Origin of the sequence: Pseudacidobacterium ailaaui (genome assembly GCF_000688455.1) — a bacterium.
GTDB classification, from domain to species: Bacteria; Acidobacteriota; Terriglobia; order Terriglobales; family Acidobacteriaceae; genus Pseudacidobacterium; species Pseudacidobacterium ailaaui.
In genome coordinates this window covers 316,705-330,246 of record NZ_JIAL01000001.1, presented here as the reverse complement: position 1 = coordinate 330,246, position 13,542 = coordinate 316,705, and the positions used below count along the sequence as shown (strand labels likewise).

Below are 13,542 nucleotides of genomic sequence, written 5' to 3'. Positions count from 1 at the left end.
CAATGCACACACCTGAGCTTGTGATGGTTACCGATCGGCAGGCGGCCCACTTCTGGGAGATCTTCGTGCACCGTCGAGCTTATCTTCAGCAAAGCCAATACCCTGGACATAAATCCGGCAAACACTACTATTTCGTGCCCAGGCGGAGTGGCTCAAAGGATCCGCTTCCGCTTACGTTATCCACGCTGCGGCAGCACTTGGCAGGGAAGATCACGATCGCTGTGTACGCCGTCCAGCCAGGCACACAGACCTGCAAATGGATCGCAATCGATGCCGACCATCTTAACGCCGTTGCAGACCTGGATCGGCTGCGCGATGGTTTTGCTGCTGATGGCATAGCGTCATATCAGGAGGCGTCTCGCCGCGGCGGCCACCTCTGGATCTTTCTTGAAGAACCGACGCCAGCTTCTCTGTGTCGCCTCTATGTGCTCCATAAGGCGAAAGCGCTCGGAGTGGCAGTGAAAACGCACGGCAATACCGATGGTATCGAAGTGTTCCCAAAACAGGACAGGGTGGAGCCGGGAGAGTTCGGCAATGCCATTCGCCTGCCTTGCGGAATCCATCGCGGATGTATGCAGCGGTTCTGGTTTACCGGCGCTGGCCCTACGATCGAGGAGCAGATCGACTTTTTACTGCGTGCGCAGCGTGTTCCCAAGGTGCATCTTGAGCGGCTTACGGCAGGCATCAAGTCACTGGAGACCGAGGTAAGCTCTTATAGGCCAGCCATCGCAACCTCTGGCCACACCGTAGTTGTGCGGCTGGAGAACGCCCGCAAATCAGGAAAGAACTACCTGGCATCCTGTCCAGTCTGTGACCGAGGGAGAGAAAGGCACCTCTCAGTCAATCGAAACAAGCCCACTCTCTACCGCTGCTGGCACAACTGTTCCGCAGATGAAATCAAACGCGCACTCGGTCTTCCCCCGAGTACAAGGCTGGAATTTGCCATATAGGCTTCCTCAACTCCATCCTGCTCCCCTCGGAATACTGAACGGCTGATTGCATTGCGGTGCAGCCTTCGGCTGATCTTGCTGTTCAACATTCGGTTCCCGGCGAACTCTAAGCTCCGCTCAGCCTCCTTCTGTCCATCCCACTTGTGCAGCTCCGCGCCCCTGCGGGCTTCGGGGATGGACAGCGCCTCGCTGCGCTTTTTCGCCAGTCATGAACCGAATGTCTCTTTTTAGCCCATCAGGGCCGAAAACGGGCCAATCCATCTCAAGGGACATCGTTATGCCATACGCGAACACCAACGCAGCAACCAGTCTGAGCATCGCGCCGGACAGGAACAATGCGGCACTCCGCAACCCGAGCGAATCGCCCTACCAGAAGCGCAACACGCAACGGGACAACCCCACGCAGCAACTCATCCAGCAGGCCGTGGATTTCCTGCTCCAGCAGCTTGAAGCAGGCAAGAGCGAGACACTGACCGCCTACCTCGCCGCAATGGCCCGCTTCCATTCCTATTCCTTCGGGAACATTCTCGCTATCGCGCGGCAGCGGCCAACCGCGACCCGCGTCGCCGGTTTTTCGACGTGGAAGGAGTTGGGCCGGTTCGTCAAGAAAGGCGAGAAGGGTATCCAGATTCTCGCCCCGATTGTCGGCCATCGGCGCAGGAAGGACGGCGACGAGCAGGAGACGGATAAGAAGCCGCGCCCGGTTCTGCTTGGCTTTCGCACCGTGTATGTATTCGACGTGGCGCAGACCGAAGGCGCAGACCTGCCCGAGTTCAAGCACAACGTTACCGGCGATGTGGGCAGCCACTGGGATGGACTCATTGCCTTTCTGGCCCAGCAGAATATCGCCCTTGAATACAACGAGAACATCGCGCCCGCGCTTGGCGTGAGCTACGGTGGAAAGATTGCCTTGCTACCGGGCCAGTCGAAGGCCGAAGAGTTCGTGACACTGGTGCATGAAGTCGCGCACGAGCTTCTGCACAAGAGCGAACGCCGCACGATGACCACCGCCACGGTGCGGGAGACAGAGGCCGAGGCCGTGGCTTTCATTGTGGGACAGGCCATCGGCCTTGAGATGGGCCGTGCATCGTCTGACTACATCCAGATGTACGCGGGCAATGCGGCGCTATTGGCCGAAAGCCTTGAAGTGGTGCAGCGGACCTCCGCCGTCATTCTCGGAGCCATCCGCGCGGAGTCCTCTGGCAGACAGGACACGCCCTCATCCGTGCCGGAACCCATCGCGGAGGTGGCCTGATGCAGACCATGCTTCGCATCCTTGAGCGGGCTGGTGGCTACCAGCCCCCGCTCTGTATCTTTCACCCTCCACTCTCTACCGCTGCTGGCACAACTGTTCCGCAGATAACATCAAACGCGCACTCGGTCTTCCCCCGAGTGCAAGGCTGGAATTTGCGATATAGGCTTCCTCTTTGAGGCGGCCTATATCGCCTTATAGACATAGACCTGGAGCAAAGTAATGACGCTATACATGATTAATGCTGAATACGGTCTGGATGCCAAGATTGAGCCTTCAGAAGGCGGTGGCCACCGTGTCATCTGTCGAGATACGAGCGCAAACCAGACATTGGGCGTGAGCTTCTGCAGGACGGAACAGCAAGCCCTGCAAGAGGCGATGGAATTTGTGATCGCACAGCGGATCGCTTTGCAATGTTTGGATATCGACGAGACAACCTAGTTCCTTAACGAAGATAGCTTTGCAGAAAGGAGGAGCGGGAACAGGGGTGGCTTGCGCCGCCGTGCTATCCCTCCACGGCCTAAAGGCCGAGGTCTCCCGCGCAATTGGATGATCCAAATTGGACAGAAGATCTACAGCCTTATTCATGGAGGCCGCCATGGCGCCGTCTATGCGATCCATGGAACTCAGTCTCCTAACACCATCCACACTGGCGCCATTTGCTTCGGCGGAGGTGCTTACTTCGATGTCGTGTATACGGATGGAAGCATTTCCCAAAAGATTCCCGAAAGCATTCTTCACGGTGTCCAGTGGAGGATCCTTGATGAGGTTGCCAGCGCAGAGGAACTCCAGCAGATGTTGACATTTGCTGAACGGGAGAAGTCCCGGAAAGCGGAGGAGGAAAAGAGCCGGAAAGAGAAGTTTGACGCTGACGTTGCAGCACTCCGGAATAACCCGGAGTATCACTATCTGCAGACTGTAACGACAGACGGGCCGCGCTGCAGCACATTAGTTGCTCTCAATATCCGGCGGGAACTGAAGGCCGCTTTCCCAGGCACCAAGTTTTCAGTTACCAAGCACGGATGGGACGCTGTGCGAGTAAAATGGACGGACGGACCGTCCATGGCGCAAGTAAGGGCGATTACGAGGAAATACAAAAGCGGCTACTTCGACGCCATGGAAGACATGTATCAGTACCAGCAGAGTCCGTGGACCACGGTCTTCGGTGGTGTCCAATATGTCTTCGAGGAGCGGCATTATTCGGTCCAGGCGATGGAGCGGGCTGTATCACTCGTCTGCGCGAGACTTAACCACCCTTTGGTCGAGGTAAAACGGCGCTACGATGGTTCCGCTTATATCGAGTGCGACGATGGGATCTTATATCAACATGTTCACGACCATCTCGATAACTTGGAGTCTGCGCTAGCAACGACGGAGATGCAGTGATGGAGTTCCATAATTTGGAACACCGGTGGAGATACGATCAGCAGTTACACTGGTGGAAGTTCCATGATAAAGAGTAGTTGATTTTAACAAACGGTATACTAATGGTGAGTGACTCTATGCACGATATCATCACAGTGGGTCTTCCGACTCTCGTCATCCTGTTCGGCATTCTACTGAACCGCGCCGATATAAAGGACTTGCGAGCCGAGATCAATACCCGCTTTGACAAGTTCAGGGATGAGATCAATGCCCGCTTCGACGCTGTGGATGCGGAGCTCCGATACTTTCACGGCTTGACCGGCGAGATCAAGGGCCGCATCGATTCGCTGGAAAAGCGCGTCTCCTAAACTCAATCCTTAAGTGTTACCTCCAGCCCGCTTTCCCTAGCGGGCTTTTTCTTTTTACCGAATATGGACAAACGTTGGCTTTCCACTCGTTACCGCTATGCCGATGGCATCCTCCACAGTGAAAAGCGCCGCGAGATCTTCTTTCGAAATGATTCCGAAAAATATATCAGCGTCGGTGGCGCCTTCCGCGGCAAGCGGGGAACCATTGCCTTTCTTTGTGAGCGGGCTGTGCAGCGAAACATCCACACTGCCAACGATGCCGTGCAAAGCACCCACGGCCTCTATGTGTGGGGAAAAACGGAACTGGAAGCCTATCACAAGCTGAAAGAGAAATTCCCAGACCCGCAACGCATTCTTGCTGAGTTGCAGATGGCCTTGAACGCAGCCTTCTGATCTCACTTCTTACATTGACATCCTCCCCGGCCTGAACGGCGGGGCTTGCCGCGCACCGGGTCACAAATGCCGGAGAAACACATGCAAATCACCTATTGTTACGATTCCAACAAGAAGAAGTCTCACAGGCGTGCCTGCGAAGCATTCATTCGCGAGGCGGCCAAACAGCTGCCTGGTTTCCAGTTCAGTTCTCATTTCTGCGCTGGCGGTATCGCCGTTTGGGGCGAAACCTGGGTAAAGATTACCCAGGACGGCAAGCCGGTAGTCGAGGCCATCGTCGCACGCGACTACACCATCATTCGGCAATGGGACGGCAAACGGTCTGGCTACAACCGCCAGCTCGGCAGCGAGCACCGACGCGATCCTGCAAAATTTGCCCAGATGGTGCGCACTCTGGCGACGCAACCTTTCCTGGCGTTTTAATCCCCATGCTCTCAGCTTGCGAGCACGTTGAGAGCATGTCGCTGGCAATCGAGGTTTTGAGATGGCAACATCAGATTTGCCGATGATGGACACTGCTTGTTTTGGCGGTTATTGTTCAGAGGTAATTCACCAGCCAACGGATTATTCATCCGTTGAAGTGCATGGTGTGTCCTTCTTGTCTGAAATGGATGTCGCAGTGAACGACGACACTCCTGAGTTCTTCTCAGTATATGTCCGGCACATGGATGGTACAGCGGTTTGCGTGGGAGATTTTGCCTTTTCCGCGGAAGCCGATGAGTATGCCATCCAGATCGCGGGACGTTATCACTGGACCGTAACTCGGCTTAGCAGCGCTCTGCCTCGCTGAGCACACATCATTTGCAGAGCAAACCTTCCTAAAAAATCGCGCAGTGTATCTTTGCCTGCCGTAAGGATCCCGTTATACCGATGTCAAGCGGAATCCTTTGGAGGATCCATGCGCGCTGAGGTGCATATGGAAACAATCACGAGAAGCGGCGTCCATGTCGGACGCACCTTTACGGTCGAAGGGCGCCATCCCTTCGATGAAATTCAATGGAGGACACTAGATACGGTCCTCACCGACTCCAAGGGCCGCACGGTTTTCGAGCAAAAAGGCGTGGAAGTCCCTGAGTTCTGGTCGGATACTGCCGCTACCATTGTGGCAAGCAAATACTTCCATGGCTCGGGAAAGACGCGGGAGCATAGTGTTCGCGAACTCATCTCTCGCGTGGCGGAGACCATCACGCTGCATGGGATCCAGAACGGGTATTTTCAGTCGCACCAGGATGCCGGGACCTTCGAGGAAGAGCTCATGCACCTGCTGGTGCATCAAATCTTTGCTTTTAACTCACCCGTATGGTTTAACGTCGGCGTCCACCGGCGAGATCCGGAAAATCGTACTCCGAACTGGCATTGGGACACAGCTGGCCGTCAGGTCGTACGCGAAGGCACTGGCTATCGCAATCCACAGTGCTCCGCCTGCTTCATCAACTCAGTCGGCGATACGATGGAGGACATTTTAGAACTCGCCAAGACCGAAGGCTTACTCTTCAAATATGGGTCCGGGAGCGGGTCTAACCTTTCGCAGATCCGGGCCGAGGGTGAGCCACTCTCCGGAGGAGGCACCGCCTCTGGCCCGCTGAGCTTCATGCGCGGATTCGATGCCTTCGCCGGAGTCATCAAGTCTGGCGGGAAAACACGCAGGGCCGCAAAGATGGTGATCCTCAATGCCGACCATCCGGACATCGAAGCCTTTATCGCAGCCAAGGGCAAGGAAGAAGCCAAGGCATTTGCCTTAATGCGAGAAGGCTATGACGGCTCTGGACCGGACAGCGAGGCATATTCTTCTATCTTCTTTCAGAATGCGAACCATTCGGTCCGCGTGACGGATGAATTCATGCGCGCGGTGGAACATGATCTCGACTGGGAACTTCGCGCCCGGAGGGACGGTTCGGTCACCAAAACCGTGAAGGCCCGTGCTCTTCTGCGTCGTATCGCAGAGGAGACATGGCGTTGTGGTGACCCGGGCATCCAATTCGATACCACCATCAACAAATGGCACACCTCGAAGAACTCGGGACGCATCAACGCATCCAATCCATGCTCGGAATACATGTTCCTGGATGACAGTGCCTGCAACCTGGGCAGTCTGAATCTGGTCAAGTTCCTCCAGAGCGATGGATCTTTCGACACCGTTCGCTTCGCAGCGGCCGTCAGAATTGCGATCATTGCCCAAGATATCCTGGTCGACCTGTCAGGATATCCCACTGAAAAGATCGCCCGTAATTCCCACGACTTTCGTCCGCTTGGTCTTGGGTACGCCAATCTGGGTACTCTGTTGCTCCGGATGGGCCTGCCCTACGACTCAGAAGAAGGAAGAAGTGTGGCAGCTGCTGTGACCGCGATCATGGGCGGCGAAGCATACAAGACCTCGGCAGAACTGGCTGCGAGTCTGCCGCCGATCGATCCGGCCGGTCCGCACGGCAAACTTGCCACGACCGGCGCATTCCCCGGATTCGCGGAAAACGAAGAGCCGTTCCGCGAAGTGATCGCGATGCATCTTAAGGCTGCCCAAGAACTGCGGGCAAAGCACGATACTCAGCTGACGCGGCGCGCCGAGGCTGTATGGTCTGCGGTGACGAACCCGGCACTCTCCTGGGCAGGCTTCCGGAATGCCCAGGTCACAGTTCTGGCGCCGACCGGGACCATCGGCTTCATGATGGACTGTGATACCACGGGTATCGAGCCCATGATTGGGCTGGTCGTCTACAAGAAGCTGGTAGGCGGCGGCTTCATGACCCTAATCAATCAGTCCGTGCCACAGGCGCTCCACGCGCTCGGATATACCGCCGAGCAAGTGACCGCTATCTGCACTCATATCGAGTCCACGAGCACGATTGAAAATGCTCCCGGACTGCGCCATGAGCACTTGCCCATCTTCGATAGTGCTTTCCCTCCTGCCAATGGCACCCGTTCCATTTCATGGAAGGGACACATCGACATGATGGCTGCTGTCCAGCCGTTCCTCTCAGGTGCAATCTCAAAAACCGTCAATTTGCCGAACTCGGCAACCGTTGAGGACATTGAGAAGGCATATGTCTATGCCTGGAAACAGGGCCTCAAGGCCGTCGCAATTTATCGCGATGGCTCCAAGGGTACGCAGGTCCTGTCTACCAGTAAAGAGGAGAGGAAAGAGGAGGAAAAGAAGGTTGAACAAGCACCTCCATCAAAGGAGTTGCTGAATGGGCCGCCTTTAGCCAATCGGCACCGGTTGCCAAATGAGCGCGCAGCAGTCGTGCATAAGTTCAAAATCGGCAACTATGAAGGTTACATCACGGTCGGTCTGTATCCCGACGGACAGCCAGGCGAGCTATTCATTCGCATGGCAAAGGAGGGATCCATGATCTCCGGATTGATGGACATGTGGGCCACAGCCTTCTCCTTGGCGTTGCAGCACGGCGTGCCGCTCAAAGCCCTCACCAGCAAAATGGTGAACACCAGCTTTGAGCCTTCCGGCTGGACCGGCACGGAGGAGTTCGGGTTTGCCAAATCCATCCCTGATTACCTGGGGCGTTGGTTACAGTCCAGGTTCGGCGAAGGTAAGCAACTTGCCCTCTTCAACAATCACGCCCCCCTGGCTGCCGAAACTGGAGCCGGGATGATTGTTCCCTCCTATGTTCCCCCCGTGCCGGTAGAACAGGAGCAATCGCTCACAGACATGGCCAAGGCCACTCGACGGGAGGAACCGGGCCTTGCTGATGCTCCCTTGTGCTCGTCCTGCGGTGGGGCCATGCGTCCCACAGGAAGGTGCTGGTCTTGCACCTCCTGCGGCACGTCCAACGGTGGATGCTCATGACCGGTCATGAGCATTGCCGGCAACAGGATCGATGCGCCAACTTGGCGGCGCCATCGATACACACAGTACATGTGTGTCGTCTGAACATGACTACTCTCCCGGAGGTCCGTTCCTCGGACCTCCGCTCTTTTTCTCTTCGCGCGGCAAGAGTGAAGAGCCCTACAGGTCTTTCCGATACACACCCTAGTACAGAGACAGCAGAGATGACAGTGTCGCACTTGGTTTGGAATTCCTATGGACTTCTGATTATGGCCATGGGTTATCTTCTGAGTCGTGCTGCGTACACCTGGCGGCAGCGCGCCTTTTTCTTTCTTACTCTTTTGGTTTTGGCCGTAATCACCGGGTCACGGCTCGGGGTCATTGTCGCGTCCCTGCCCGCGCTGATCTCTGTAGTCTTGTTCGAATTCGAAGAACATGCACGTCGACGCGGCAACGCCCATCTCGCCATTCGGGCCGACGCCTTTACTAAGTTTCCCGTCGTAAAGTGGGACGGCTCTTCTCCCCTTGTCGTTTACGATACTCGACGCTACTTCTTCGGGGATGCTGTATTCGACTACATCAATGAGCACCCGGATGATGAACATATCCGGCTCTGCCTCTGCCAGCCAATTTACTTGCAACCAGTGGACGCTCAAGACCTCACACTCGGTGTGGCTGGACCCGATTATGAATTGCCCGCTGGAGTGCAACAGGCGCTCGGCGAGCTTAACACGGCCATCGCACAGTGCGGGCCGATTGCCTGGGAACAGGCAAATATCGCAGTGGACATAGGAGATCTAAGACTTCGTGCAAAGCACCGTTCTGGATGCACGAGCGAGGATACCAATGCAGAAAACAAGCCTCTTCTTGCCCATTTCGGAGGCCCCCCTCGGGACCAATCAACGAATCTTGATCAAAACCGTCTCCAATCACGTGTTCGTGGCAAAGATTGATGCGGATGGAAATCCCCGCATCTACGACTTTTGCTCAGACCGCTATGTGCTGAGAGACGACTGGGAAGGAATCATTGGATGGATGCCAATTCCAGACTAAAGCGATACGAGTATCCAGATTACAATCTCGCGATGTTTGCCATCGCGATCAGTAATGTCCTGCTCTTAGTGGAGAGTCTGGCCTTGCGCGTCCCTCTCCACTATGTAACTACCATCGTGATCGCGTTGCTTGTCACGCTGCTGCTGGCCTTCGCCAACTTCGATAGCCGCGAATACAGGTACCGATCGGCACTGCGCAATGCCTCGCACTCAGAAGCAGTGACCCAATCCATCCTCCGCTTTGGGCTCGATGGCGAACACCCGCTTTTCACCCGAGCCGATTGGATGCGGTCTATTGCTGCCGGCGAAACACAGGACAGTTATTGGCAGTGGGCCACCAAGCAGGACCTTTTCGTCACCAGGGTCATGAAAGCAATCGGGCTTGAGCCTACTGACCGGCCCCAACAACCACGCCGCAGCACACCCGTGAGGCCCATGCCTCCCCGCCCCTAGCGAACTCATCGCTGTGTCTCTTCTCAAGAAAGGAGGTCTCTATGGCAACCGTCGTCAACATTGAACAGCTGGAAGAAGCCCGCGAACGTGGGGAAGCAAGACTGGTGCTAGACTATCCCAAGTTCCGCCGATATCTCTATCAGGGATTTCGCTTCGATTGCGTTCCGCTTTATGTGCGGGACTGGGCACCCTTCGGACTGAGTGGGTGTGCCCTGTATCGGCGCGGCTGGCGGATCAAACATAGCGAGCCCGACGACTGGGAGCAAAAGCGTCGGAAACGGACAGCATAATAGCGAATCTCTCATTGGCCGGATCTGTTCTGATCCGGCCTTCTTCTATTTGCAAACCTCTTAGTGCCGATAGGCCAGAGTAGCGAGTCCTCGCAAACTCTTTGTCCCTTCTCAGAAAGGTCTGTCTATGTTGCGATCCAGCACTGCACTTTTGCTGTTCATGTGTTCCCTCTCCGCCGTGGCGCAGAACGAGATCAGCGCCAGTTCTCTCTTTCTGAAGCCGGGTGAACCTGTCCCCCAGGAATGCCAGCAGGCGGCACAGCTATTTGCACACTTGGCGGCCATCTACCCCCACCCAAAATCAGGCTGGCACTTCGTCATCGTTTGTGATGACAATTCCTGGGACGCAGTGATGCAAAAAATGGGGCTCGTAGATGGGCTGACCCACTACGGTGAGACGGAAATCGATAGGCGCATCACGCTTTTTCGTGGCCGCAAACTTATCCATCCCGACACAGGTGTTTCGCCGGAATTTATTGTAGCGCACGAACTCGCGCATATCATGCTGCACAGCAGGAACGAACAGATCGTCGATCTGACTGCGCGAAAATGGGTTGAGAACTTCCGCAATCCAATCGTTCAGAGTAAAGGCCCAAGCAATTATTGATTCTGAGCCATGTTCGACACTGGACGAAGCCACTCAAATATAGGCATCACGGCAAATGGATAGTCCATCTCCACACGTGTGACGCGCAGGCGGACTTCTCCGCTCCATGTATCCACGACTATATTCGAACCAAGCGGACGTGCAGTGACTCGCTGCTGCACCTCCCTCGGCACAGCCTGCTGCACGCCGCTTGTAGAAAGCACGGAATCTCCGATGGGTGGATGGAATAAGCTCTTCAGCCCCTTCGCCCGGTGGCGCATCTGCTCGTAATACACGCTTGGCGCAAAGGTCCCGTGATAGATACTCTTATCCATCAGTTCAGCAGCCAACGCTGCCGAGCTGGCGGCCTCGCGGGGAGAATGTGCGAATGATAGTTTTCTGAAAATCACACGATCCGAGAACATCAGCCGATCCGCGAACGACCACCTGGTATCCATTGGCTTTCCTTGCGCTATTTGCGCCAACTCGTTGGCGAGTACCGCCGCTAGAGCCCCCTCGTCAGGTACGGTCTCCAATAGACCACGACTTACCAGAATCGTGTTGCCAATTGAGGTGGCAGTGATTGGCGCAGTGAGAAGTATTCGGCAATGTATTGGCTCCTTCCATGCGACTCCGGAGGAAACCTGCAGATTTGTAATTATTTGATCCAAAATCGCGTCGATCTCGCTGGGAGGGGCCAATAGTCCTGCTGTCTCCAACCGTTCCAAAACATTTTGTGTCGCCAGTTCTCGCCATTGGTCGAGTGCTTGGCCTGGAGAGACATCCGCACCTGTATGATCGATGGCATTATTGATCTGCATACTAACGGAAGAGTTGGCTGCGTGGCGACTCATGTCGTAGCCCCATATCCGAATTTGTCCATGCAGGGTACCCTCTGGCAAAGGCTCTTCTATATAGGTGGTAGCTGGCACCCAACCCACGGCAGGTACATATACCCGCCAGGAATCGAAATGTGCATAAGGCGGTCTGGGACCATCGTCAGTAGAAAATGTGCCCATAAAACGGACAAGGTGTCCGTCTTCTGTGATCCAGATCCTTCCGCGAAAGTAGCCTGGTTGTTTTGGCTGCACATCGTACACTACCGTCCGCAGTTCGCCTAAAAACTCCTTATGACTATAGACAAATCGATATTTTTCTGGATTCAGACCGTGGATGTCTGGTGAGAGCATACAGACAAAACTCGACGGGCGAAATTTCACCGGTGCGTGGCGAACCAGAAGCAGAAAAGCACTGGCTGGCAGGATGTGTTGACTGGCAGGATCGTATTGGGTCTCTGAGATGGCAGAACCCACATTTATCCTGTGCAGATAGTAATAGTCTTCTATAGGTGCAGCAGAGGACTTGGATACAATCTGAAGATAGGTCTCCACCATCGGAGCATATTTTTCAAGAACAGACAGCGTAAGCTTTTCATTGGCTGCCATCACTTGAATGACAGGTTCAGCTCCCTGGGCAACTGCAGACAGGGTGACAGCTAGTCCCACAATGACCATGGCAGGGAATCTCATGTTTGCATTCGCTCCTTCCTAACGCTGTAAGCGATAACTGATTCCGGCACCGAAAGACCAGTACACAGATCCCTTCTCCCCGAACGGAAGATAGTGATACTGAAGTTGCATCAAACGCACCCCGACGCGGGGTGAAAGTGTATAGTCCACCCCAGTGCTGGTACTGATCGCAACACCGCTCTTCGCTGATGCATACAAGTACATGTTCCCAGACGAGCTTGTGCGGGCAACGCCCAGCAACAGGTGCGCGAACGGAACTATGTTTTTAAAACCACGGCAATATCCCGGACCTGCTTGGACCGTGACCAGGTGCTGAGAAAGAGGACCGCCTTGGGAATACCCAACTGAGGTCAGAAACTCCCATGGGTAAAAACCGCGCCACGCATACTCGATGGCAGCGCCATTGAGCCGAATACGCTCGGGGCTCCTCTCTGGCACGCGGAGGGAATAATCGTCCGTTGTCCATTGATACACCGCCGTTAGCTGTCCTGGCTCCCAGTCATATACCATCTCCCTCGCTGCTTGAGCGTGGCTCATCTCGGCAGCCAATAACACCAAAGGCAAGATAGTCCACCCCAGTACTGGTACTGATCGCAACACTGCTCTTCGCAGATTCATACAACTCATGTATCCTCACTTGCCGTTCGCGGCGACCGTCAGATATACAGTGCCGGTGTGGGTAATCGATCCGCACTGTGCTGTGATTGTTAAGGGATATTTTCCCGGTGGCGTACCGTTGGATTGGAGATAACGAGTGCTAACCGCACATCCAGAGATGGATGCTATCATCCCAATGGCACAAAGAGCGCCGAGCCATCTTATGGACATTCTTCGGCATCCTCCAGCCAGCAAACCCGCAAAAAACAGCGTGCCTGTCATTGTCACCATGCTGGCTGCCGTTGTAATCGAGAGTGTCGCTGTCTTTGCCGCTTCATTCTGAGTTACGACGATGGGCCCGCTCACGTTACAGGAACTTTGATCTGGTGCGCCGGTGCAGGAGATATCTACTGTGCCGTGGAATCCATTTTTGGGTGTGAGCCCGATCGAAGTGCTCACAGATTGTCCGGCGAGCACTTTGATATCCGACGGAAGTTGCAGCGAGAAATCAGGACTCCCTGGCCACGCCACTGTTTCAATTGAAGAAGATGACGATGACGCATAGTTGGGATCACCGCTGTAGGTGGCAGTGATCGTGTAATCATCGGCGATCGAAAACACGGGCGCCCAGAGAGCAGTGCCGGCGAGTGATACCGTGACCGGGCCACTGGATAGCATGGTTCCTGTATGCACACCGATGGCCTGAAAGGCGATCGATCCCGTAGGCGCTGATGGCACGATCGGAAGCACCGACGCCGTGAAATGGCCTTGTTGGCCTGGAGCAATCGGGCTGTCTGCGACGGCCACTGCAATCGCCGTCGATGCTTTGTTGACCACTTGCACGTACGTTGCACTGCGGTCGGCAAAAAGACGGTAACTGTTGGCGAGAAGAAGCGCCATTACAGATACCAGATTTTTGAGCTTCGGTT

16 protein-coding genes are annotated in these 13,542 nt (G+C 55.1%); 13 read left to right on the top strand and 3 right to left on the bottom strand.

Annotation, left to right across the window (positions count from 1 at the left end; genetic code table 11):
- The first annotated feature begins 2 nt into the window (after positions 1-2).
- The 13 genes from N655_RS0101415 to N655_RS0101350 all read left to right on the top strand — a co-directional run bounded on the left by N655_RS0101415 (position 3) and on the right by N655_RS0101350 (position 10,508).
- Positions 3-950: a TOTE conflict system archaeo-eukaryotic primase domain-containing protein gene (locus N655_RS0101415; RefSeq protein ID WP_162173468.1), complete on the top strand. Its 948-nt coding sequence runs from the start codon at positions 3-5 to the stop codon at positions 948-950.
- A gap of 277 nt (positions 951-1,227) precedes the next feature.
- On the top strand, positions 1,228-2,205 hold the full coding sequence (locus tag N655_RS0101410; protein WP_026441560.1) for an ArdC family protein: 978 nt from the start codon (positions 1,228-1,230) through the stop codon (positions 2,203-2,205).
- Between the two features lie 219 nt (positions 2,206-2,424).
- A complete protein-coding gene (locus tag N655_RS0101405) occupies positions 2,425-2,643 on the top strand; it encodes a hypothetical protein (RefSeq protein WP_026441559.1) in 219 nt (72 codons plus the stop codon).
- 108 nt (positions 2,644-2,751) lie between these two features.
- On the top strand, positions 2,752-3,588 hold the full coding sequence (locus N655_RS16690) for an LPD29 domain-containing protein (RefSeq protein WP_049961183.1): 837 nt from the start codon (positions 2,752-2,754) through the stop codon (positions 3,586-3,588).
- A gap of 116 nt (positions 3,589-3,704) precedes the next feature.
- On the top strand, positions 3,705-3,935 hold the full coding sequence (locus tag N655_RS0101395) for a hypothetical protein (protein ID WP_155987459.1): 231 nt from the start codon (positions 3,705-3,707) through the stop codon (positions 3,933-3,935).
- A 63-nt stretch (positions 3,936-3,998) separates the two neighbouring features.
- On the top strand, positions 3,999-4,328 hold the full coding sequence (locus N655_RS0101390) for a hypothetical protein (RefSeq protein ID WP_026441557.1): 330 nt from the start codon (positions 3,999-4,001) through the stop codon (positions 4,326-4,328).
- Between the two features lie 81 nt (positions 4,329-4,409).
- Complete coding sequence (locus N655_RS0101385) at positions 4,410-4,751, top strand: hypothetical protein (protein WP_026441556.1); 342 nt, start codon at positions 4,410-4,412, stop codon at positions 4,749-4,751.
- 61 nt (positions 4,752-4,812) lie between these two features.
- The gene (locus N655_RS0101380; protein WP_026441555.1) at positions 4,813-5,118 is read left to right on the top strand and encodes a hypothetical protein; all 306 of its coding nucleotides are present in this window, start codon (positions 4,813-4,815) and stop codon (positions 5,116-5,118) included.
- A gap of 108 nt (positions 5,119-5,226) precedes the next feature.
- Positions 5,227-8,127, top strand: a complete 2,901-nt coding sequence (locus N655_RS0101375; protein WP_026441554.1) for a vitamin B12-dependent ribonucleotide reductase — start codon at positions 5,227-5,229, stop codon at positions 8,125-8,127.
- Positions 8,128-8,330: 203 nt separating this feature from the next.
- A complete protein-coding gene (locus N655_RS20430; RefSeq protein WP_155987458.1) occupies positions 8,331-9,059 on the top strand; it encodes a hypothetical protein in 729 nt (242 codons plus the stop codon).
- Between the two features lie 78 nt (positions 9,060-9,137).
- The gene (locus N655_RS0101360; protein ID WP_026441551.1) at positions 9,138-9,611 is read left to right on the top strand and encodes a hypothetical protein; all 474 of its coding nucleotides are present in this window, start codon (positions 9,138-9,140) and stop codon (positions 9,609-9,611) included.
- A gap of 41 nt (positions 9,612-9,652) precedes the next feature.
- Complete coding sequence (locus N655_RS0101355) at positions 9,653-9,901, top strand: hypothetical protein (RefSeq protein ID WP_026441550.1); 249 nt, start codon at positions 9,653-9,655, stop codon at positions 9,899-9,901.
- Positions 9,902-10,028: 127 nt separating this feature from the next.
- Complete coding sequence (locus tag N655_RS0101350; protein ID WP_026441549.1) at positions 10,029-10,508, top strand: ImmA/IrrE family metallo-endopeptidase; 480 nt, start codon at positions 10,029-10,031, stop codon at positions 10,506-10,508.
- On the opposite strand, the gene N655_RS0101345 is transcribed toward N655_RS0101350, so the two are convergent.
- The 3 genes from N655_RS0101345 to N655_RS0101335 form a co-directional block, all read right to left on the bottom strand.
- Positions 10,502-12,016, bottom strand: coding sequence for a M48 family metalloprotease (locus tag N655_RS0101345; RefSeq protein WP_026441548.1), 1,515 nt, complete (start codon positions 12,014-12,016; stop codon positions 10,502-10,504). The two genes, N655_RS0101350 and N655_RS0101345, sit on opposite strands and share 7 nt — an antisense overlap.
- Positions 12,017-12,034: 18 nt before the next feature.
- A complete protein-coding gene (locus tag N655_RS0101340; protein WP_162173467.1) occupies positions 12,035-12,580 on the bottom strand; it encodes a hypothetical protein in 546 nt (181 codons plus the stop codon).
- 69 nt (positions 12,581-12,649) lie between these two features.
- On the bottom strand, positions 12,650-13,513 hold the full coding sequence (locus N655_RS0101335) for an Ig-like domain-containing protein (RefSeq protein ID WP_026441546.1): 864 nt from the start codon (positions 13,511-13,513) through the stop codon (positions 12,650-12,652).
- Between the last annotated feature and the right edge of the window lie 29 nt (positions 13,514-13,542).